The organism is Agromyces luteolus, from assembly GCF_009729855.1.
Taxonomy (GTDB): Bacteria; Actinomycetota; Actinomycetes; order Actinomycetales; family Microbacteriaceae; genus Agromyces; species Agromyces luteolus.
Map to the genome: position 1 here is coordinate 164,043 of NZ_WODA01000023.1, position 18,961 is coordinate 183,003.

Sequence of the window (18,961 nt, forward strand, 5' to 3'; positions counted from 1 at the left end):
GGAGCCGCCCCGGGTCAGACCCCGATCGTGAGGGCCGCGGTCCAGCCCGACGAGGCCGAGCCCGACATCGACGCGATCTGGTGGATGCCGCCGTCGTCGCCGAACACGTTGTCGCTCGCCAGGCTCACCTGCGCGGCGTTCCGCACGCTCTGCTCGTACCCGGCGGTGGCGTAGACGAGCGCGTTGACCTCTTCGGGGAGGGCGATCTGCGACGTCTTCACGATCGGCCCCGACGCGACGGCGTTCGCCACGTCGGTGTACACCTCGAAGTGGATGTGGGGCCAGCGGCCCGTGTAGCACGCGGGGTAGATCGAGGTGAACTGCACCGTGCCGGAGTCGTCGGTCGCCTGGACGCCGCGCAGGTAGTTCACGCTCTGCAGGCCCGGGCTGTACAGCGAGTACCCGCCGTCGCGGTCGCAGTGCCACAGGTAGACGCCCGCGCCGACCATCGGGCTGCCCGTCGCGGCGTCGCGCACGGTGAGGCGGATGGTGAGCGGCACGCCGTCGGCCACGGCCGTCGAGGAGCCGAAGGACGATCGGATGTCGCTGCGCACGATGCCCGAGTCGTCGAGCACGTTCACGCCGTTCGAGCCGTCGCCCGGGTAGGGCCCGGCGGTCTCGTCGGGCACCTCGTCGACGGGGCCGGAATCGGCGGCACTCGCGCTCGGCGAGGCGGAGGCCGTGGCGCTCGGCGAGGCGCTCGCGGTCGAGCCCGCCGAGGCGCCGGCCGGATCCGACTCGCCGATGCCGCACGCCGCGAGCAGTGACGTGAGCCCGACTCCGCCGAAGATGCCGAGTGCCCGCCGGCGGTCGATGAGGGTGCGGATGTCGTAGGTGAGCCCGCGGTGGTCCTCGTCGATGACCCGGCCGTGCTCGTCGATCCAGCGCGGGTCGACCGCGTCGGCACCGTCGACCTCCACGTCATCCTGGGGATCGGTCGTCGTCGCCCCGGTCGTCGGGCTCGCCTCGTTCGCCATCGCCGTGTCCTCGTCTCGTCGTCTCGTCGTCTTCGCGACCACGTTGGCGGGCGCGCCTGTGGGTCCGCTATGCGGGCCCGATGCGCCCGCGATGAGCTGCGGTCGGTGGGGTCGGGACGCGACTCGCACCGAGTCGTCAGCCGTTCGGGAGAGAATCGTCGGGTGCCCCTCTTCTCGCGCCGGACGGCGCCGGTCGACGACGCGCCGCCGATGCCGCGGCTCGTCGAGATCGGCGAGCCCGAGCGCGACTGGATCGACGCGCACGTCGCGCTGGTGGCCGACGCGGGCGCCGACCCCGACGACCTCGGGCAACTGCGTGCGCTCTACGAGCGCTGGTCGGCCGGATGGCGCCGGATCAACCCGCCCGAGCGTGACGACCCGGTCATCCAGGTCAACGCGCTGGGCACGGCGTTCGGCGAGTACGTCGCCCGGCGCACCGGCCTGTCATGGCGGCTGGCCGAGCACGTCGACGGCCTCGACCTCGCCCTGTACCAGCCGCGAGGCCAGGTGCTCCTCCGCCCGATCACCATCGTCGACGAGCACTGGCGCGCGGAGGAGGGCTCGGGCGCGTTCCTCGTCGAGACCGCGGAGCGGCTCACGCACGTGCGCCGACTCGCGCACGGCGACGGGGGCGGGCGCCGCCGCTGAGACCCCCCGGACGGGGCTGCCCCGCAGCCTTGTCGGCCGAACCCGCGAGGGATATCGTCGCGCTCGAGGGCGCAGCGCGCATCGACGCAGCGCGATCATCTGGGGGATGGTCCGATGTCCGACTTCTTCACCATGCAGGCGGGCGAGACCGCCGCGCCGGTCCCCGACGGGCCGGTGCTCTGCCAGGCGACGGCCGCGATGCGCCGCATCCACCGGGTCTTCCTCTGGTCGTACGACGAGGCGCCGGGTCTCGTGCGATCCGCTGCCGACGGCGACACCGAGCGCTCGGGCTACGTCGGCGAGGTGCTCGGCAACTTCGACAAGCTCCTGCACGTGCATCACGAGGGCGAGGACCTCTACATGTACCCGCAGCTCGGCGAGCGCGCCCCGGCCTGCGCACTGCACATCGCGCAGATGCTCGCGCAGCACGAGCAGGTCAGGCAGGCGCTCGACGAGCTCGCCCCGATCCGCGAGCGCTGGCGGGAGAGCGCCGACGCCGAACTCGGCGAGCAGCTCGCGACGAGGTACGAGGACCTCTCGGCGATGCTGAAGGTGCACCTGCGCCGCGAGGTGACCGAGGTGACGCCCGCGGTCGAGAAGGTGCTCACGGAGGAGGAGTTCGAGCAGCTCTCGAGCCACGGCGTCGACGCATTCGAGAAGAAGGTGGTCCTCGCGTACCTCGGCATGATCCTCGCGACGAACCCGCCCGACGAGCAGCGGGAGTTCATCATGGACATCCCGTTGCCGATCCGCATGGCGTACCGGCTCGTCGGCAAGCGCCTGTATCGCAAGCAGTACGCGACGCTGTTCCCCGGCCGCGCGGTTCCGAAGACGATCTAGGCGGTGAGGCGGGCCGGGCTTGACGCGAGCCGCGGCATCCGCTGCAATATATTGCATGCCGCTCCCCCGCGCGGGCGACCTCGAGGCATCCGTCACCGCCACTCCCCTGAAGGAGCACCATGGCCCTCGCCGACTTCCCCCGTCACCAGCTGACCTTCGGGCCGAGCCCGATCCACCCCGTCGACCGCCTGAGCGCCCACCTCGGCGGCGCCCGCGTCTGGATGAAACGCGAGGACGTGAACTCCGGCCTCGCATTCGGCGGCAACAAGACCCGCAAGCTCGAGTACCTCGTGCCCGACGCGCTCGCGAAGGGCGCCGACACGCTCGTGTCGATCGGCGGCGTGCAGTCGAACCACACCCGCCAGGTCGCCGCGGTCGCCGCGCACCTCGGCATGAGGGCCGTGCTCGTGCAGGAGCACTGGGTCGACTGGCCCGACTCGGTCAACGACCGGGTGGGCAACATCCTGCTCTCGCGACTCATGGGCGCCGACGTGCGCCTCTCCCCCGCCGGCTTCAGCATCGGCTTCCGCGACTCGTGGAAGCAGGCGATCGCGGATGTCGAGGCCGCCGGAGGCACGCCGTACCCGATCCCCGCCGGCGCGTCCGACCACCCGCTCGGCGGCCTCGGCTTCGCGAACTGGGCGCACGAGGTCGCCGCGCAGGAGGAGTCGCTCGGCGTCTTCTTCGACACCATCGTGGTGTGCTCGGTCACGGGATCGACGCACGCGGGCATGATCGCGGGCTTCGCCGACCTCGAGCACAACTTCGGCGGCCGGCCGCGTCGGGTCGTCGGCATCGACGCGTCGGCGAAGATCGACGAGACGCGCGACCAGGTGGCGCGCATCGCGCGGAACACGGCGGCCACGATCGGCCTCGGACGCGACCTGCGCGACGACGAGATCACCGTGCTCGACGGCTGGGCGGGCGACCTCTACGGCATCCCGGTCGAGTCGACCGACGAGGCCATGCGGCTCACCGGCAGCCTCGAGGGCGTCATCCTCGACCCGGTGTACGAGGGCAAGTCGATGGCGGGGCTCATCGACCTCGTCTCGTCGGGCGACATCCCGAAGGACTCGAACGTGCTCTACGCCCACCTCGGCGGGCAGCCGGCGATCAACGCGTACAGCGGCCGCTACCACTGAGCGGATGTCGCGGCCGACTGCTGGGAGGATGTGCGGATGGCAGACGGGATCCGGTACTCGGGCGAAACGGGCGACATCGACCGGGCCCGCGTGCACGAGTGGATCTCGGAGCACGCCTACTGGGCGCTCGGCCGGCCGCGCGAGGTGCAGGACGCCGCGATCGACGCGTCGTGGAACTACGGCGCGTACGACGCCGAGACCGGTGAACAGCTCGGCTACGCCCGTATCGTCACCGACGGCATCACCTTCGCCTGGCTGTGCGACGTGATCGTGGCGCCGGAGGCGCGGGGGCGCGGCGTCGGGGTCGGCCTGATCGGCTTCGTCGTCGAGCAGCTCGAGCCGCTCGGGCTGAAGCGGCTCGTGCTCGCGACCGGCGATGCGCATACCCTGTACGAACGATTCGGGTTCGAGCCGCTCGCCCGGCCCGAGCAGTGGATGGTCCGCGGGACCAACGCCGTCGAGGAGGCGACATGACCGGACGCGACGACGCGCACCACGTCTCGCACGACCGCTACGAGGCGCTCAAGGCCGAGTACTGCCGCCGCTGCGGCATCCACTTCGACGCCGCGTCGGCACACCTGCACGAGGGCCATCACGACGAGCACGCCTGACCCGGTCGGGTCGGGTCGCTTCCATTGCGGGCGCTGCGGATGTCGCCGGCCGGCGATAGCGTCAGCCCATGGATGCGCGGACCCGTGGGCGTGAGCGCCTCGCCGAGGCGACCGCCGACCTGATCGCCCGTCCCGACGTGTCCGTCGGGAGGATGTTCGGCTCCGAGGGCTACTCGGTGCGCGGCAAGCTCTTCGCCTTCGTCGAGGGCGGTGGCGACCTCGTCGTGAAGCTCCCGGAGGAACGCATCGCCGAACTCGCGCTCGCCCCGATGGTCATGCGCGGCCGCCCGATGCGCGAGTGGGCGGTCGTGCCGTCCGCGCGCGGCGACGAATGGGCGACGATCGCGGGCGACGCACTCGCGTTCGTCGACGAGATCACCCCCTGATCGGGCGAAGGGCTCCGGTCCGGCTGCTGCGAGCCCATCCAGCATCGCCGCCTATCCTCGACGGGTGACCTCGACCGCCCCGACCCACGACTCGGCCCTCGGCGCCGTCGTTGTCGACGCCGCCGACTGGCGCGCCCGCGAGGCGGCGCACGCGGAACGGGCCGACGCCCTGACCGCCGGTCACCGGTCGCGTAGGGCGCGCGGCGAGCGGCATCCGATCGAGGACTTCCTCTTCACCTACTACTCGTACTCGCCGTCGGTGCTGCGCCGCTGGCATCCGGGCGCGGGCGTCGAGCTGGCGGATGCCGCCGGCACGCCGCGCGCCGACTGGCGCTGGTACACGCGCGGCGCAACCATCCGCGGGCTCGTCGTCGACGCCGACGCGATGCGCGCCGAGAAGGGGACGATGCTCGGCCTCGTCGAGCGGATGCTGCGGCGGACCGCCGCCCGACCCGGGCAGTTCGGCTGCTTCGGGCTGCACGAATGGGCGATGGTGTACCGGCAGGGCGAGCACCGGCACCCGGTGCCGCTCCGCCTCGGGCAGGCGGCGACCGACGAGGTCGTCGAGGCGCACGAGCTCCGTTGCACGCACATCGACGCGTACCGGTTCTTCACGCCGGACGCCACGCCCCGCAACCGCTTCGCGCCGACCCGGCAGTCACAGCCCGAGATCGAGCAGCCCGGCTGCCTGCACGCGAACATGGACGTCTACAAGTGGGCGGTCAAGCTCGGCCCGCTGGTGCCGGGGGAACTGCTGCTGGACGCGTTCGAGTTGGCCCGCGACATCCGGTACCTCGACATGCAGGCCTCGCCGTACGACATGGCGCCGTGGGGCGGCGAGCCGGTGCGCATCGAGACCGCCGAGGGGAAGGCCGAGTACGTCCGGCGGCAGCGCGGGTTCGCGGAGCGCGCGAACGCGCTGCGCGCCGGCATCCTCGCCACCTTGCCCGCGCACTGACCGCCGCCTGTCGGAGCCATGACCCGCGGTGCTAGCATCCGGAAGCGCCCCGTTCTGCGACGGCGCCGCCGCTCCGATGCACCGACTGGAGGCCTGCATGCCCGGATCAGATGACCTCGTCGCGGGAGCACCGGCCTGGGTCGACCTGACCACGACCGACCTCGACGGGGCGATCGACTTCTACACGAGCGTGTTCGGCTGGACGGCCGACCGCAGCGAGGTCGAGCGGTACGGCGGGTACACGACGTTCCTGCTCGACGGCAAGCGCGTCGGGGGCGCGGGGTCCCGCACCGACGACGACCCGGCGCCGCCGCACTGGACCGTCTACCTGCTGACCTGGAACGCGGCGGCGACGAGCGAGCGGATCGCCGAGGCCGGCGGCACGGTCCTCTTCGAGCCGATCGACATCCCCGACATGGGCGTCATGGGCCTCGCGATCGACGCGACCGGCGCCGTCGTCGGGTACTGGCAGCCGGGCGGCCTGCCCGGCTTCGACGTGTACGACGAGACGGGCTCGGCGACCCGGTTCGAGCTCGCCGCGAGCGACTTCGACGCCGCCGAGCGGTTCTACGCGCACGCGTTCCACTGGGACGTCGAGCACGGCGACGGCGGACCGCGGTACGCGGTCTACCGGCACGCCGGCCGGACGTTCGCACGGATCCTCGACGCCGCCGAGCTGCTCGGCGCCGAGCTGCCGCCGACGTGGAACGTGGGCTTCCAGGTCGACGACGTCGAGGCGACCGTGGCGCGCGCGGTCGCCGCGGGCGGCACGCTCGTGGTGCCGCCGTGGGACGTGCCCGACGGACGTCGTGCGGGCCTCACCGACCCCAGCGGCGCGTACTTCGTGGTGGCGTCGCCGACGTCCGGCACGTCGGACGCGGCCTCGGCGCCCGCGGCGACCTCGGCCGCCTCCGCGCCCGAGTCGGACGGGTGAGGCGTGGCCGCCTGGGACGTGGTGATCGTGGGCGGCGGCAGCGCCGGTCTCTCCGCCGCGCTGATGCTCGGCCGCTCGCGCCGCAGCGTGCTCGTCGTCGACGGCGGGCGGCCTCGGAACGCCCCGGCGGAGCACATGCACGGCGTGCTCGGACGCGACCACACGTCGCCGCTCGACCTGCTCGCGGCCGGCCGCGCCGAACTCACGCGCTACGACGTCGCGGTCGAGTCGGGCGAGGTCGTCGACGTCGCCGAGATCGAGGCGGATGCCGCGGGCCCGGACGGCCCCGTCTTCGAGGTCGTGCTCGAGTCCGGCGAGCGCCATCTCGCGCGTCGGCTGCTCGTCGCGACGGGGCTCCGCGACGAACTGCCCGACCTCCCCGGCCTCGCCGACCAGTGGGGTCGCGGCGTCGCGCTCTGCCCGTACTGCGACGGATGGGAGTTCCGCGACCGGCGGATCGCGGTCATCGCCTCCACCGCCGCGAACGCCCACCAGGCGCAGCTCCTGCGGCAGCTCTCGGCCGACGTGGTGTTCTGCACGCAGGGCGCCGTGCTCACCCCCGGCGCCCGCGCGGGCCTCGACGCCCGCGGCATCGTGGTCGAGGACCGACGCGTGGTCGAGGTGTTCGCCGACGACGACGGACGGCTCCGCGGCATCCGCCTCGAGGACGGCAGCGAGTGGGAGGCCGACGCGGTCTTCGTGGCGCCGAAGGCCGTGCCCAACGACGACCTGCTGCGGCGTCTCCGTGCCAGGTCGATGCGCCAGGGCGGCGTCGACCAGGTGCTCGTCGACGAGGACGGCCGCACGAGCGTGCGGGGCCTGTACGCCGCGGGCAACGTCGTCGGGTCGCGATCGTCCGTGCCGTGGGCGATGTCGTCGGGGAGCCTCACGGGCGCCGCGATCAACTCCGACCTCGTCGACGAGGACATCCGGAACGCGCTCGACGCGCGCGGCTGACACGTCGACCTCACGTCCGGGCGTGCTGCGTCGTCGACGTCACGAGGCCGGATGCGGCATCCGGTGGGAAGGTGGAGGCATGACGACCGACGGCGGCGACGCCCGCGACTCCCTGCGCGGCTTCGACCCGGCCGTGCTCGACGCGGAGCGCGGGCTGCTCATGAGCCTGGCGTACCGCATGCTCGGCACCGTCGCCGACGCCGAGGACGCCGTCCAGGAGACCTACGCGCGCTGGGTGCGACTCTCGCCACCGGAGCGCGACGCCATCGAGAACCCGGCCGCCTGGTTGACCCGCGTCGTCGGCCGCGTCTGCCTCGACCAGCTCGGGTCGGCGCGTGCGCGCCGCGAGTCGTACGTGGGCGAGTGGCTGCCCGAGCCCCTGCCCGGCGGCGCCGGCATGTTCGCAGCGCCGCGATCGGAGGATCCGCTCGACCGGGTCACGCTCGACGAGTCGGTGAGCACGGCGCTGCTCGTCGTACTCGAGTCGCTGACCCCGGCCGAGCGGGTCGCGTTCGTGCTGCACGACGTGTTCGCGGTGCCGTTCGCCGAGATCGCCGAGATCGTCGGCCGGTCGCCCGAGGCGTGCCGGCAGCTCGCCTCCTCGGCGCGGCGGCACGTGCGCGAGCGGCGATCGGGCGCGGCGACGCGCGAGCACCACGACGAGGTCGTGCGCGCGTTCATGGCTGCGGCCGCGACCGGCGCCCTCGACGAGCTGCTCGCCGTGCTCGACCCCGACGTGCGGCTGGTCTCCGACGGGGGCGGACTCGCCTCGGCGGCGATCCGACCGGTGCTCGGCGGCGACCACGTCGCCCGGTTCATCCTCGGCCTCAAGGAGAAGCGCGGTCCCGCGCTCGAACTGTCGGTCGCCGAGACGGCCGACGGACTCACGCTCGCCATGGGCGAGGGCGGCGCGATCGACAGCGTGCTGATCGCCGACGTGCGCGGCGACCGCATCGCGACCATCTGGATCATGCGCAACCCCGAGAAGCTGCGCCTCTGGAACTCGCCGGGCTGACCGGCGGGTCGTCCGCGGCCCGACCGGCGGCCCCACCGGCGGGTCGTCCGCTCCCGGCTAGAAGTCCTCGCGCGTCTCCCGGAGCTTCGTCAGCGCGTCCTCCGTGTCCTGCCAGCCCTGCAGCGCCGACACGAGCTGGCGCTCGAGCCACGCGGCATCCTTCCCGTTGCCGGCCCTGCGCAGCTGCGTCATCCGCTCGGTCGCCGTTCCCGTGAGGTCGTCCATCGCTCCCCCTCCACGTCGCGCACCGGGCGGCCGGACGGCCGCGGACTCGGCCCGCACGTGGGCCATGATGCCACCCGGAGGCGCCGGCGGGCAGCCCTCCGCCGCATCCGGGGGTTCGCCGGATGCCCGCCGCCGACGGCCGCCGATACCGTCGCGTCATGACCACGACCGAGACCGCCCTCGCCGCCGCCGAGCCCGATCCGCGAGGTGACCGGGCGGTCGCACCGGCGCACCCGGAGCGGGACCGCCCGCACCTCGGAACCCGCATCGGCTGGACCTGGATCCTGCTCTCCTCGCTCGGCATCGCGGCCTTCGCAGTCGTGCCGTACCTGACGTCGTCACTGCCGGCGCTCGCCGAGTCGGGCGCCGGGGGCCTCGCCGACCACTACGCGGCCCAGCCGGCGTTCGTGCTCGTGGCGTTCTACGTCCACATCGTCGCGGGCGGCATCGCGCTCGTGGCGAGCCCGTTCCAGTTCTGGCGGGGCCTGCGCGATCGCGCCCCGCGCGTGCATCGCTGGACCGGGCGCGTCGCGCTCGTCGCCATCGCGATCGCGGGGCTCGCGGGCCTGGCGCTCGCCCCGTTCAGCGCCGCGGGGCTCGTGGGCACGTTCGGCTTCGGCACCCTCGCCGTGCTGTGGGTGGTCTCCGGATGGCGCGGCTACCGCGCCATCCGCACCGGCGACGTGCCGTCGCACCGAGCCTGGATGATGCGGACCTTCGCGCTCACCTACGCCGCCGTCACGCTGCGGATCTGGCTGCCGCTGCTGATGTTCGCCCAGGTCCCGTTCGCCGGCGCAGCCGGGTTCGACGCGGACGCCGCGTTCGCGAACGCGTACGCGGTCGTGCCGTTCCTCTGCTGGCTGCCGAACCTGCTGGTCGCGGAGTGGCTCATCCGTCGGCGCGGCCTGCCGTCGTACCGGATCGCGCCGCGAACCGTCACCGCGTGAGCGTCGCCGCGGTCAGCCGAGCTCGAGCGTCATGAACACGCTGTTGGGGTCGAGCGCGTAGTCGGCGAACGGCGGGCACTCGGCGAACCCGTACTTGGCGTAGAGCGTGCGCGCCGGGCGGAAGAACTCCTCGGCGCCAGTCTCGAGGCTGATCCGCGCGTAGCCGCGACGGGACGCCTCGGCGAGGACGTGCTCGAGCAAGCGTGCGCCAAGGCCACGGCCGCGGGCCGCGGCATCCGTTCGCATCGACTTCAGCTCGCCGTGCGCGGGATCGAGCTGCTTCAGCGCCACGCAGCCGAGCAGGTCGTCGCCGTCGCCGATCGTCCAGAGCGTCACCTCGGGCACCGCGAGTCCTGAGACGTCGAGCGCGTGCACGCTCTCGGCGGGCGAGGTCGCGAACATGTCGGCGAGGTGATCCTCGAGCAGGCGGATGACGCGGGGGTCCGCGAGGTCGGCGGTGCGGATGTCGAGGGCGGGGGCGGTGCTCACCGGTTCATTCTGCCGCGCGCGTGTTTCCCGCTCGTGACGGGCCCACGTCGGGACGACGGGGGCCGCCGCGATCAGGCCTCGCTCGAGACCAGGAACTTCATGCCCTTGCCGCTGCGGAGGGTGTGGATCGTCTCCTCGACCGCGTCGAAGCCGATCTCGTCGACCCAGCCGGTGGTGTCGTAGAGGCCCTCGGCCATCGCGGCGATGACGGCGTCGAAGTCCTCGGGCAGGTAGCCGAGCGCGCCGACGACCTCGGTCTCGCCCATGACGAGCTGGGTCGGGAAGAAGTCCATCGTCTTCTCGTGGATCGCCACGACGACGAGCCGGCCGAGCGGCGCGAGGTTGGCGAGGGCGGATGCCACGGCGACGCCGACGCCGGCCGCGTCGAACGCGACATCCACGCCGTCGCCGTTCGTGAGCTCGGCGACGCGGGCGCCGAGATCCTCGCTCGACGGGTCGACCACGGTCGCGCCGAGCGCTTCGATCGCCGCGCGACGCACCGGGCTCGGCTCGGAGACGATGACGTTCTCGACGCCGTGGCCCTTGAGCGCGAACCACACGCCGATGCCGATCGGGCCCGCACCGGCGATGAGCGCCGAGCCGCCGGCCTTCGCGCCGCCCTTCTCGACGGCGTGCCAGGCGACGGCCATGGGCTCGACGAGCGCGCCGAGGCGCAGGTCGACCGACTCGGGCAGGACGTGCAGCTTGGTCGCGTCGACGGTCGTGAACTCGGCCATGCCGCCGCCGTGCGAGGTCAGGCCGTGGAAGCCGATGGTGCGGCAGGCGTTGTACGCGCCCTTGCGGCACGCGGCGCACTGGCCGCAGTAGTAGATCGGCCAGACGGCGGCACGGTCGCCGACCTTCACGCCGTCGACGCCCTCGCCGACCTCGACGACGGTGCCGGCGAACTCGTGGCCGAGGACCTGCGGCAGCGTGGCGCCGGTCACGGGGTGGGGGTTCTCGAGATCGAGGCCGGCCTCGGCGGGTGCGTAGTAGACGTGCAGGTCGGACCCGCAGATGCCCGCGTACGCGTTGCGCAGCTTCACCTGGCCGGGGCCCGGCGTGGGCTCCTCGATCTCGTCGACCCGAAGGTCCTCCTTGCCGTGGAAGACGACTGCTCGCATCGTGTGCGACTCCTTGCTCGTGGGGTGTGGCTCGAGGGCGCGACGGCCGCGGTTCGATTCACGCGGTGCGACCACGAGTCGGGTGTCCGTCGTCGGACATCCGTGTTCCACGGTACCACTTATCTGACACCTGTCCGATAATGGCCTTCAGGAGGCGATATGACCGAGCCCGATCCCCGACAGGTGCGCACGCGCGCCGCCCTGCACCGTGCCGTCGTCGAGACCGTCGAGCGGATGCCGCTGGCCGACGTCTCGGTCGCCGCGATCGCGCGCGCCGCGGGCATCAGCCGCGACACGTTCTACCGGCACGCGACCGGGGTCGCCGACCTGCTCGCGAGCGCCCTCGCGGAACGAATCGATGCCGCCGTCGACGAGTTCGCGACGTTCGAGGGCGAGGCGCGCGAACGCTTCGAACGCGGCGAGCACCAGCTCTTCGCGCACGTCTCCGGGCATCGCGCCGTCTACCTGAACGCCATGGCGCCCGGGCTCGCCGAGCCGGTGCGGGGCATGCTCGTCGGCCGGATCGAGCAGGCCCTGGTCGAGTACCTCGACACCCATCCGGGCGTCGCGCCCATCGCCGCCGGCGACCTCTCGCGGGCCGATCATCACGCGCTCTACGCCGCGTACGGCGCAGCGGGCACGGTCGGCGTCATCGAGCACTGGCTGCGCTCCGGAGCCGCGGGCGACGCCGACGACATCGCCCGGAGCACGCTCGCGGTCTCGGCACCGTGGTGGTGGGCCGAGTGAGCCGTCAGGCGCCGGTTCGAGCCGGTCGACACCCTCTGGACGCGGAGACCCGGAGGGAGAGTTCCCCTCGCCTCAGCGCCCGAGCACCTCGTTGAACCAGCCCGGCCCGGTGACCAGCGCGCCGGCATCGAGCCGTGCCCGGAGACCGCGGTCGGCCGTGACGACCAGCACCCGCTCCCCAGCCTCGGCGAGCCGAGCGGTTTCGTCGACGATCGCGCCGTCGCCGTCGGCCGGCGCCCGCACGACGTCGACGCCCCGCGGTGCGGTCGCCGCCCTCGCCGCCCCCTCGAGCACGGCGACGATCCTCGAGATCGCGACGATCGGCCCGCCGGCCCCGTCGGGCGCCGCCACCTCCCGGCCGACGAGGTGCGGCATCCGCTCGAGCAGCCTCGTCGCGGCACCGGCGCGGTCGCGCCACCAGCCGTCGGGCCGTGAACCCATCACGTTCGCGACGTCGACGATGACGACGACGGGCGGGGCGGATGACTCTGCGCCGGCGCCGTGCCGACCGTGGTCGCGCACCGCCGCCTACCCCTCCTTGAGCGGCAGGAGCTCGCCGCCGGTCTGGCACTCGGGGCAGTACTGCGCGGTCGTGCTCGCGAACGAGAAGTCGCGGATCTCGCCACCGCAGTCGCCCGGGCACGGCTCGCCCGCGCGACCGTGCACGCGCATGGCGGCGACCTTCGCCGCCTTCAGGCGGTCGATCGGGATGCCGCGCCGCGCCTCGATCGCGTCGCGGATCGTGCTCGTCGTCGCCTCGAACAGGCGCGCGAGCTCGTCGTCGGCGAGGGTCGCGGCGTGCGCGACGGGCGACAGCCGCGCCGCGAAGAGGATCTCGTCGGAGTAGGCGTTGCCGATGCCCGCCAGCGACTCCTGCTCCTGCAGGATCGCCTTGAGCTGCTTGCGGCGCCCGGCCACGGCGCGGTCGAACTCGGCGCGAGTGAACGCCGGGTCGGCGGGGTCGGGGCCGTGCTTGGCGATCGCGGCGACCTCGTTCGCCTCGTCGACCACCCAGCATCCGAGCGACACCCAGCCGCCGGCATCCGTCAGCTCGAGCACGGCGTCGCCGTCGAACTCGAGTGACACGAGCGTGGGCGGTGGCGGCTCGGTGTCCGCGGGCGCGTCGGCGGACGCGGCAGCGGCGTCGGCCGCGGCATCCGTCTCACCCGCCCCCCAGCGCGCCCACCCGTGCCGCCCGAGCGAGACGACGAGCAGCTCGGAGCCGTCGAAGTCGATCGCGAGCAGCTTGCCGTGCCGCGTCACGCCGAGCACCCGCTCGCCGACGAGCGTCGTGAGCGGACGGCTCCGCGTCTTCGTGACCCGGAACTCGACCACGTCGACCGACGCGACGGCGCGCCCGCGCAGCGTGGACTCGAGCTCGTCGACGAGGGCCTGGACCTCCGGAGATTCCGGCATACGGCCAGCCTCGCACGCGCCGCCGACGCTGCCAATGGGTGTCCGGCCACTCCCCCTTGCGAATGGCTGTACGACGAGTCAGAATGCTGTACATGCGTACAGCCTCGCCCGTCGACCACGACGCCGACCTCACGGCACGCGCCCGCATCGTCGCCGCCGCGCTCGACCGCTTCGCCGCGCACGGGTACGACGCCGCGACCATGCGCGACATCGCGGCCCGCGCGGGCGTCAGCACCGCCCTCGTCACGCACCACTTCGGCACCAAGCAGGCGCTCCGCGACGAGTGCGACGCGCGCGTCGCGCGGTTCATCGCCGCCAAGCAGGATGCCGCCGCCCCGTCCGAGGTGCTCGGCGAGGTGCTCGGCAGCCACGGCCCCTACCTCGCGCGCATGCTGGGCGACGGCGGCGAGGCATCCGACGCCCTCTTCGACCGTCTTCGCGAGGTCGCGCGCGCGTCGATCGACGACGGCGCGACGAGCGGATGGCTCCGGCCCTCGCGCGACCCGGACGCGCAGGCCGTCGCCCTGGTGCTCCTCGGCGTCGCCCCCTTCCTGCTGCTCGACCGGCTGGCCGCCTGGGCGGGCGGCGATGCCGAGGCGGCGCTCGCGCGCCTGGCCGCGCCGCTCGCCGAGCTGTACACCGACGGGCTCGTCACCGACGACCGGCTGCTCGCCGCGACCGGCCTCGTCCCCACCGCTCTCACCGCCGAGGAGGCACGATGAAGCTCCTGCTCGTCACCGCGGGGTCGCGCGGCGACGTGGAACCGTTCGTCACGGTCGCCCGCCGGGCCGCGGCGGCCGGTCACGACGTCCGGCTCGCCATCCCCGACCGCTCCGGCGTCGACACGACCGGGATCGACGTCCGGAGCCTCGAGGCCGACTTCTCGGCCTTGATCGAGTCGCAGGGCGTCTCGCCGCTCGCCGCCATGCGGAACCTCCGCGAGGTCGTGCGGCCCGTGATGCGAGCGGTCATCGTGAACGCGGCGCACTCGGCGCTGGAGTTCCGGCCCGACGTCATCGCGTGGCATCCGAAGGTGCTCTCGGCGCCGCTCGCGGCCGACGCGCTCGGCATCCCGCACGTGCTCGTCGAGCTGGTGCCCGCGATGACGCCGACGCGCGAGTTCCCCGCCGCCGGGACCGTGGCGCGCAGCCTCGGCCCGCTGAACCGGCTCACCTACCGCGCAGGCGCCGCCGCCGCGGGGATGTTCCGGCGCGAGGTCGACGAGGCGGCCGGGGTGCTCGGGGTGCCCCGCGCACGCCGGTCGTCGCCGCCCGCGGCGACCCTGCTGCCGATCAGCCCGGAGATCCTGCCGCGCCCGGCGGACTGGCCGGAGTCGGCGGTGCTCACCGGGGTGTGGCGTGCGAGCGCCCCGTCGACCGGCGACGCGACGGCGGATGCCGCGGCCCCGAGTGCCGCCGCACCGGATGCCGCCGCCGCGACGACCCCGGCCGCGACACCCGACCCGGCGCTCGCCGCATTCCTCGCCGGCGGGCCGTTCGCGTACGCGGGCTTCGGCTCGATGGCCGCCGGCGACCCCGCCGCGCGCGGACGCGCCCTCGTCGCGGCGGCGCGGGCCCGCGGCATCCGCCTGCTCGTCGCGACCGGCCTCGGCGGCATCGCCGTGCCCGACGACGTGCGCGGCGACGACGTGTTCGTGACGCGCTCCGTCGATCACCCCGCGGTCCTCCCCCGCGCAGTGGCCGCCGTGCACCACGGCGGCATCGGCACCGTGCAGGCGGCGACCGCGGCGGGCACGGTGTCGATCGTGGTGCCGTTCATCGCCGACCAGCCGTTCTGGGGTGCGATGCTCCACCACCGCGGGCTCGCACCCGCTCCGATCCCGCATCGGAGGCTGACCGCCGACCGCCTCGCCGACGCGCTCGCGGCGGCACCGGAGCACCGGTCGGCGGTGGATGCCGCGGCCGCGCGCATGGCCGAGGAGGACGGCGCCGCGAAGGCGCTCGACGTGCTGGAGCGGCTCGCCGCCCGGCCGAGGAGCGACGCGCTGCGGCATCCGTGACCCCTCGCCGCCGCGCGAGCGGTCGGCGCCGCCGTTGTGCCCGAGGCCGCACGGGAGGATCCTGAACCCATGAACGACCGCGAGGAATTCCTGATCTGGATCAACAACTCGCTCGTCCGGGCCGAGCGAGCCCTGTTCAACGGCGACGCCGGTCCGAGGCGGTCGACGTGGTCCGCCTCCGACGACGTGAGCGTGCTCGGCGCATGGCGCAACGCGGTCGGGCGCTCGGAGCTGCTCGACGCGTTCGACGGGGTCGCCGCGAGCTTCGCCGCGTGCACCGACTACGCGTTCGAGCTCATCTCGTTCGACGTGGCCGACGACATGGCCTACACCGTCGGCTACGAGCGCATCTCGGCGATGAAGGACGGCACGCCCAGCACCTTCACCGTGCGCTCGACGCAGGTGTACCGCCGCGAGGACGGCGAGTGGAAGGTCGTGCACCGGCACGCCGACACGATGGCGTGACGGCGAACCGGCGATTCCCCGGGCGCCTACCGGGTCAGGGTGACCTTCCGGAGCCCCGCGGGCCGGTCGGGGTCCAGCCCGCGCCGGACCGACAGCTCCGCCGCGAGCACCTGCAGCGGCAGGACCTCGAGCACGGGCACGAGCTCGTCCGGCACCTCGGCTGCGGCGTCGATCGACGTCGACCCCGCGACGACGGCGGGCCCGACCTCGAGGATGCGCGCACCGCGGACCTGCGCGGCCGCGGCGAACTCGACCACCGATGCCCGACCCGACGAGGCCCCGGTCAGCGCGATCACGAGCGTGCCGACGTCGACCTGCCCGAGCGGACCGTGCGCGGCATCCGCCGCACTCCACCCCGACGCCGCGATCCCCGAGGTCTCCATCAGCTTCAGCGCGCCCTCCTTCGCCGAGGCCATCGACACGCCCCGGCCGACGACCAGCACGCGTTCGACGCCGGCGACGGCCTCGACGATCGGCGCGATCTCGGACGCCAGCCGTTCGAGCAGCCGCTCCGCCCGGAGGGCGAGCTCGTCGATCTCCTCGGCGAGCCGGACGAGACCGTCGCCCGCGACCGCCCGCACGAGCGTGTGCACCGCGAGCAGCTCCGCCGTGTAGCTCTTGGTCGCCGCGACCGACCGCTCGGGTCCCGCCACGAGGTCCAGGTGCGCATCGGCGAGTCGCGCCAGACCGCTCGCGGCGTCGTTCGTGATCGACACCAGCGGGAGCCCCGCGCTCCGGAGCCCGACCGCCGTGGCCACGAGGTCGGGCGACCGTCCTGACTGCGAGATCGCGACCTGCACGCCGGCGGGGTACGCGGGCGTCACGCCGAGCACGCTGTGCAGGCTCGGGGTGGTGAGGAGTGCGGGGCGGCCGAGGACGTACGGCACCAGGTACTGGCCGTAGATCGCGGCATGGTCGCTCGAGCCGCGGGCGACGAACGCCACGAGCTGGGGCGACGCGGCTCGGACGGCGTCGACGGCCGCCTCCCACGCGGGTCGCTGGGTCGGGATCAGGTCGCGCCACCGCGCGGGCTGCTCGGCGATCTCCGCACGCATGAGGGCGCCGGGCCCGCCGGGCGCGGCCGGCGCCATCGCGCCGCCGCTCACGAGCTCAGCCCGGTGATCATCGACACGAGCTCGTTGTGGCTCGTCTCGGCGACGCGCGTGGTGCCCACCTGCCGTCCGCGGCGGAGCACGGTCACGCGGTCGGCGATGCGGAACACCTGCTCCATGTTGTGGCTCACGACGAGCACGGCGGCGCCGCGCGCCTTGAGCTTCAGGATGAGCTCCTCGACCTTCGCGGTCTCAGCGACGCCGAGCGCGGCGGTCGGCTCGTCCATCAGCACGAGCCGGCTCGCCCAGTGCGTGGCGCGCGCGATGGCGATCGCCTGCCGCTGGCCGCCCGAGAGGTCGCTCAGCGTCGCCTTCGCCGTCGGGATGCGCACGTCGAGGTCGTCGACGAGCTGCTGGGTCTGCCGGGCCATCTCGGCGCGGTCGAGCAGCCCGAAGGGCTTCCGCCGCAGTTCCCGCCCGAGGAAGAGGTTCATGTAGACGGGCTGGAGGTCGACCAGGGCGAGGTCCTGGTAGACGACCTCGACGCCGTTCGCGCGGGCGTCCGAGGCATCCCGGAACGCCACGCGCTCGCCCGCGAGCCGGATCTCGCCGTCGGTGGGCTGGTGCACGCCCGAGATGATCTTCACGAGCGTCGACTTGCCGGCGCCGTTGTCGCCGACGAGCGCGACGACCTCGCCCGCCTCGACCTCGAGGTCGAACCGCTCGATCGCGACGATGCCGCCGAAGTGCTTGCTGATGCCCGAGAGGCTGAGCGGGTTCATCGTGCGTCCTCCGTCTGGTCGATCGCGTCGGCGATGGTGAGCGGCTTCGAACCGTCGGCCGACCAGAGGCCGGCGAGGCGTGGCTCGCCCGCGTCGAGACCGCGGATGCCGGCGGTGAGCGCCCGCGTGACGAACACCTGCGGCCGGAAGCCGAACACGACCGTGTCGCCGGCGCGCGCCCCGCCGTCGGGGACCGGGATCGTCGCGTAGTAGTCGATCGCCTCGGGAGCGGGCATCTCGACGGGGCGCGCGGTGACGGATGCCGCGTCGCCGCCGGGTCCGACGACGAGCGCCTCGGTCTCGGCGGCGCCGAGCACCGGGTCGACGTAGAGGCCGCCGCCGAAGACGTAGGCCCGGTCGTTCCAGAGGTGCGACACCTCGGAGACGTACGCGATCGCCGGCTCCTCGTCGAGGTCGCGCACGGCGTGCAGCGGCGTGGTGCCCGTGAGGCCGTGGCCGGGCTCGACCTGCGTGGCGCCCGCCTCGGCGAGCCGTTCGAGCGCAGCGGTCGAGGTCGTGCCGGGCGCGTTCAGCTCGACGTCCCGGAAGCCGGCCGCCTCGAGGGCGCGCTTCGCGCGCGTCAGCGTCGCGAGGTTCGGGGTCGACACGATGTCGCCCGCCGCGCGATCGAACAGGGTCGCCGGAAAGCTCGTGACGCCCGCGAACCGCACGCCGGGGATGGCGTCGACGCGTCGCGCGGCCTCGACGACGCCTGCCGCGTCGAACCCGCCCTCGTGCCCGGGGTAGAACCGGTCGCCGTCGCCGACGATCCGCAGCAGCACGTCCTGCACGTACCCGGCGGCGGATGCGGCGGCGCCCGCCTCGCGGGCCTTCTCCTCCGAGAACACGGTCCAGTAGCGCGGCCGCAGGGCCGCGGCCTCGCGCGCCCGGTGCCTCGGGATCTGGACGAGGTGCCCGAGGTGGCCGGATGCCAGGCCGCCGGCGGCGGCCGCGACGGCGCACTCGAGGTCGACCCCGACCGAGTGGCTGATGCCGCCCGCGCGGATGGCGCGCGACGCGTCGGGGTTCCGGCCGATCTGCTTGGTCATCGCGAACGGCGTGAGCCCGAGCCGGGATGCCTCGGCCGCGACGACCGCGGTGTTGCGCTCGACGGCGTCGAGGTCGATGACGTACGTGTTCGGCGGCAGTTCGCCGGACCGGTGCAGGGCGACGGCGGCGTCGATGAGCCGCGGGTTGCGGCGGCGCAGGAGGGACAGGAACACGGG

24 protein-coding genes are annotated in these 18,961 nt (G+C 73.7%); 15 read left to right on the plus strand and 9 right to left on the minus strand.

Going from position 1 to position 18,961, the window contains the following annotated elements; genetic code table 11:
• Nucleotides 1-14: 14 nt before the first annotated feature.
• Complete coding sequence (locus GLX25_RS12625; RefSeq protein ID WP_155842802.1) at nucleotides 15-977, minus strand: dioxygenase family protein; 963 nt, start codon at nucleotides 975-977, stop codon at nucleotides 15-17.
• Between the two features lie 162 nt (nucleotides 978-1,139).
• Between GLX25_RS12625 and GLX25_RS12630 the strand changes: the two genes are divergently transcribed.
• The 10 genes from GLX25_RS12630 (at nucleotide 1,140) to sigJ (ending at nucleotide 8,468) form a co-directional block, all read left to right on the plus strand.
• Nucleotides 1,140-1,625 (plus strand): DUF3806 domain-containing protein, encoded by a 486-nt coding sequence (locus GLX25_RS12630; protein ID WP_155842803.1) that lies wholly within the window; start codon nucleotides 1,140-1,142, stop codon nucleotides 1,623-1,625.
• 114 nt (nucleotides 1,626-1,739) lie between these two features.
• Nucleotides 1,740-2,465: a hemerythrin domain-containing protein gene (locus GLX25_RS12635; RefSeq protein WP_155842804.1), complete on the plus strand. Its 726-nt coding sequence runs from the start codon at nucleotides 1,740-1,742 to the stop codon at nucleotides 2,463-2,465.
• 119 nt (nucleotides 2,466-2,584) lie between these two features.
• On the plus strand, nucleotides 2,585-3,607 hold the full coding sequence (locus GLX25_RS12640; RefSeq protein WP_155842805.1) for a 1-aminocyclopropane-1-carboxylate deaminase: 1,023 nt from the start codon (nucleotides 2,585-2,587) through the stop codon (nucleotides 3,605-3,607).
• A 36-nt stretch (nucleotides 3,608-3,643) separates the two neighbouring features.
• Complete coding sequence (locus GLX25_RS12645) at nucleotides 3,644-4,081, plus strand: GNAT family N-acetyltransferase (RefSeq protein ID WP_155842806.1); 438 nt, start codon at nucleotides 3,644-3,646, stop codon at nucleotides 4,079-4,081.
• A complete protein-coding gene (locus tag GLX25_RS12650; RefSeq protein ID WP_155842807.1) occupies nucleotides 4,078-4,218 on the plus strand; it encodes a hypothetical protein in 141 nt (46 codons plus the stop codon). Before GLX25_RS12645 ends, GLX25_RS12650 begins: the two co-directional genes overlap by 4 nt.
• 68 nt (nucleotides 4,219-4,286) lie before the next feature.
• The gene (locus GLX25_RS12655; RefSeq protein WP_155842808.1) at nucleotides 4,287-4,604 is read left to right on the plus strand and encodes a hypothetical protein; all 318 of its coding nucleotides are present in this window, start codon (nucleotides 4,287-4,289) and stop codon (nucleotides 4,602-4,604) included.
• A 64-nt stretch (nucleotides 4,605-4,668) separates the two neighbouring features.
• Entirely contained in the window at nucleotides 4,669-5,562 is an 894-nt protein-coding gene (locus tag GLX25_RS12660) for a 3-methyladenine DNA glycosylase (RefSeq protein ID WP_166548783.1), read from the plus strand.
• A gap of 97 nt (nucleotides 5,563-5,659) precedes the next feature.
• Nucleotides 5,660-6,496 carry a VOC family protein gene (locus GLX25_RS12665; RefSeq protein ID WP_166548784.1) on the plus strand — a complete coding sequence of 279 codons (837 nt, stop codon included), beginning with the start codon at nucleotides 5,660-5,662 and terminating at the stop codon, nucleotides 6,494-6,496.
• 3 nt (nucleotides 6,497-6,499) lie between these two features.
• A complete protein-coding gene (locus tag GLX25_RS12670; protein ID WP_166548785.1) occupies nucleotides 6,500-7,453 on the plus strand; it encodes an NAD(P)/FAD-dependent oxidoreductase in 954 nt (317 codons plus the stop codon).
• A 79-nt stretch (nucleotides 7,454-7,532) separates the two neighbouring features.
• Complete coding sequence (gene sigJ / locus GLX25_RS12675) at nucleotides 7,533-8,468, plus strand: RNA polymerase sigma factor SigJ (protein WP_155842810.1); 936 nt, start codon at nucleotides 7,533-7,535, stop codon at nucleotides 8,466-8,468.
• A gap of 57 nt (nucleotides 8,469-8,525) precedes the next feature.
• Here sigJ and GLX25_RS12680 read toward each other — a convergent pair whose 3' ends face one another.
• Nucleotides 8,526-8,693 (minus strand): hypothetical protein, encoded by a 168-nt coding sequence (locus GLX25_RS12680; protein ID WP_155842811.1) that lies wholly within the window; start codon nucleotides 8,691-8,693, stop codon nucleotides 8,526-8,528.
• Between the two features lie 158 nt (nucleotides 8,694-8,851).
• Here GLX25_RS12680 and GLX25_RS12685 point away from each other — a divergent pair, with 158 nt between their 5' ends.
• Nucleotides 8,852-9,640 carry a DUF2306 domain-containing protein gene (locus GLX25_RS12685; RefSeq protein ID WP_155842812.1) on the plus strand — a complete coding sequence of 263 codons (789 nt, stop codon included), beginning with the start codon at nucleotides 8,852-8,854 and terminating at the stop codon, nucleotides 9,638-9,640.
• Nucleotides 9,641-9,652: 12 nt separating this feature from the next.
• Here GLX25_RS12685 and GLX25_RS12690 read toward each other — a convergent pair whose 3' ends face one another.
• Nucleotides 9,653-10,129: a GNAT family N-acetyltransferase gene (locus GLX25_RS12690; RefSeq protein WP_271192469.1), complete on the minus strand. Its 477-nt coding sequence runs from the start codon at nucleotides 10,127-10,129 to the stop codon at nucleotides 9,653-9,655.
• Between the two features lie 71 nt (nucleotides 10,130-10,200).
• Complete coding sequence (locus GLX25_RS12695; RefSeq protein WP_155842813.1) at nucleotides 10,201-11,253, minus strand: 2,3-butanediol dehydrogenase; 1,053 nt, start codon at nucleotides 11,251-11,253, stop codon at nucleotides 10,201-10,203.
• A 159-nt stretch (nucleotides 11,254-11,412) separates the two neighbouring features.
• Here GLX25_RS12695 and GLX25_RS12700 point away from each other — a divergent pair, with 159 nt between their 5' ends.
• Nucleotides 11,413-12,000 carry a TetR/AcrR family transcriptional regulator gene (locus GLX25_RS12700; RefSeq protein WP_155842814.1) on the plus strand — a complete coding sequence of 196 codons (588 nt, stop codon included), beginning with the start codon at nucleotides 11,413-11,415 and terminating at the stop codon, nucleotides 11,998-12,000.
• A gap of 72 nt (nucleotides 12,001-12,072) precedes the next feature.
• Here the strand turns inward: GLX25_RS12700 and GLX25_RS12705 are convergent, their stop codons facing one another.
• Together GLX25_RS12705 and GLX25_RS12710 are read right to left on the minus strand one after the other, a co-directional pair.
• Nucleotides 12,073-12,522, minus strand: a complete 450-nt coding sequence (locus tag GLX25_RS12705; protein WP_271192468.1) for a hypothetical protein — start codon at nucleotides 12,520-12,522, stop codon at nucleotides 12,073-12,075.
• A gap of 6 nt (nucleotides 12,523-12,528) precedes the next feature.
• Entirely contained in the window at nucleotides 12,529-13,416 is an 888-nt protein-coding gene (locus GLX25_RS12710) for a DNA-formamidopyrimidine glycosylase family protein (RefSeq protein ID WP_155842815.1), read from the minus strand.
• A 92-nt stretch (nucleotides 13,417-13,508) separates the two neighbouring features.
• On the opposite strand from GLX25_RS12710, the gene GLX25_RS12715 reads away from it, so the two are divergent.
• The 3 genes from GLX25_RS12715 (at nucleotide 13,509) to GLX25_RS12725 (ending at nucleotide 15,901) form a co-directional block, all read left to right on the plus strand.
• Nucleotides 13,509-14,138 (plus strand): TetR/AcrR family transcriptional regulator, encoded by a 630-nt coding sequence (locus GLX25_RS12715; RefSeq protein WP_205719890.1) that lies wholly within the window; start codon nucleotides 13,509-13,511, stop codon nucleotides 14,136-14,138.
• Nucleotides 14,135-15,436, plus strand: a complete 1,302-nt coding sequence (locus tag GLX25_RS12720; protein WP_155842817.1) for a glycosyltransferase — start codon at nucleotides 14,135-14,137, stop codon at nucleotides 15,434-15,436. The genes GLX25_RS12715 and GLX25_RS12720 overlap by 4 nt, the downstream gene beginning before the upstream one ends.
• 69 nt (nucleotides 15,437-15,505) lie before the next feature.
• The gene (locus tag GLX25_RS12725) at nucleotides 15,506-15,901 is read left to right on the plus strand and encodes a YybH family protein (RefSeq protein WP_155842818.1); all 396 of its coding nucleotides are present in this window, start codon (nucleotides 15,506-15,508) and stop codon (nucleotides 15,899-15,901) included.
• 26 nt (nucleotides 15,902-15,927) lie between these two features.
• On the opposite strand, the gene GLX25_RS12730 is transcribed toward GLX25_RS12725, so the two are convergent.
• The 3 genes from GLX25_RS12730 to GLX25_RS12740 are packed head-to-tail and all read right to left on the minus strand — an operon-like array spanning nucleotide 15,928 to nucleotide 18,958.
• Nucleotides 15,928-17,007 (minus strand): SIS domain-containing protein, encoded by a 1,080-nt coding sequence (locus GLX25_RS12730; protein WP_155842819.1) that lies wholly within the window; start codon nucleotides 17,005-17,007, stop codon nucleotides 15,928-15,930.
• Entirely contained in the window at nucleotides 17,004-17,735 is a 732-nt protein-coding gene (locus tag GLX25_RS12735; protein WP_155842820.1) for an ATP-binding cassette domain-containing protein, read from the minus strand. Before GLX25_RS12735 ends, GLX25_RS12730 begins: the two co-directional genes overlap by 4 nt.
• The gene (locus GLX25_RS12740) at nucleotides 17,732-18,958 is read right to left on the minus strand and encodes an alanine racemase (RefSeq protein WP_166548786.1); all 1,227 of its coding nucleotides are present in this window, start codon (nucleotides 18,956-18,958) and stop codon (nucleotides 17,732-17,734) included. The genes GLX25_RS12735 and GLX25_RS12740 overlap by 4 nt, the downstream gene beginning before the upstream one ends.
• Nucleotides 18,959-18,961: the final 3 nt, after the last annotated feature.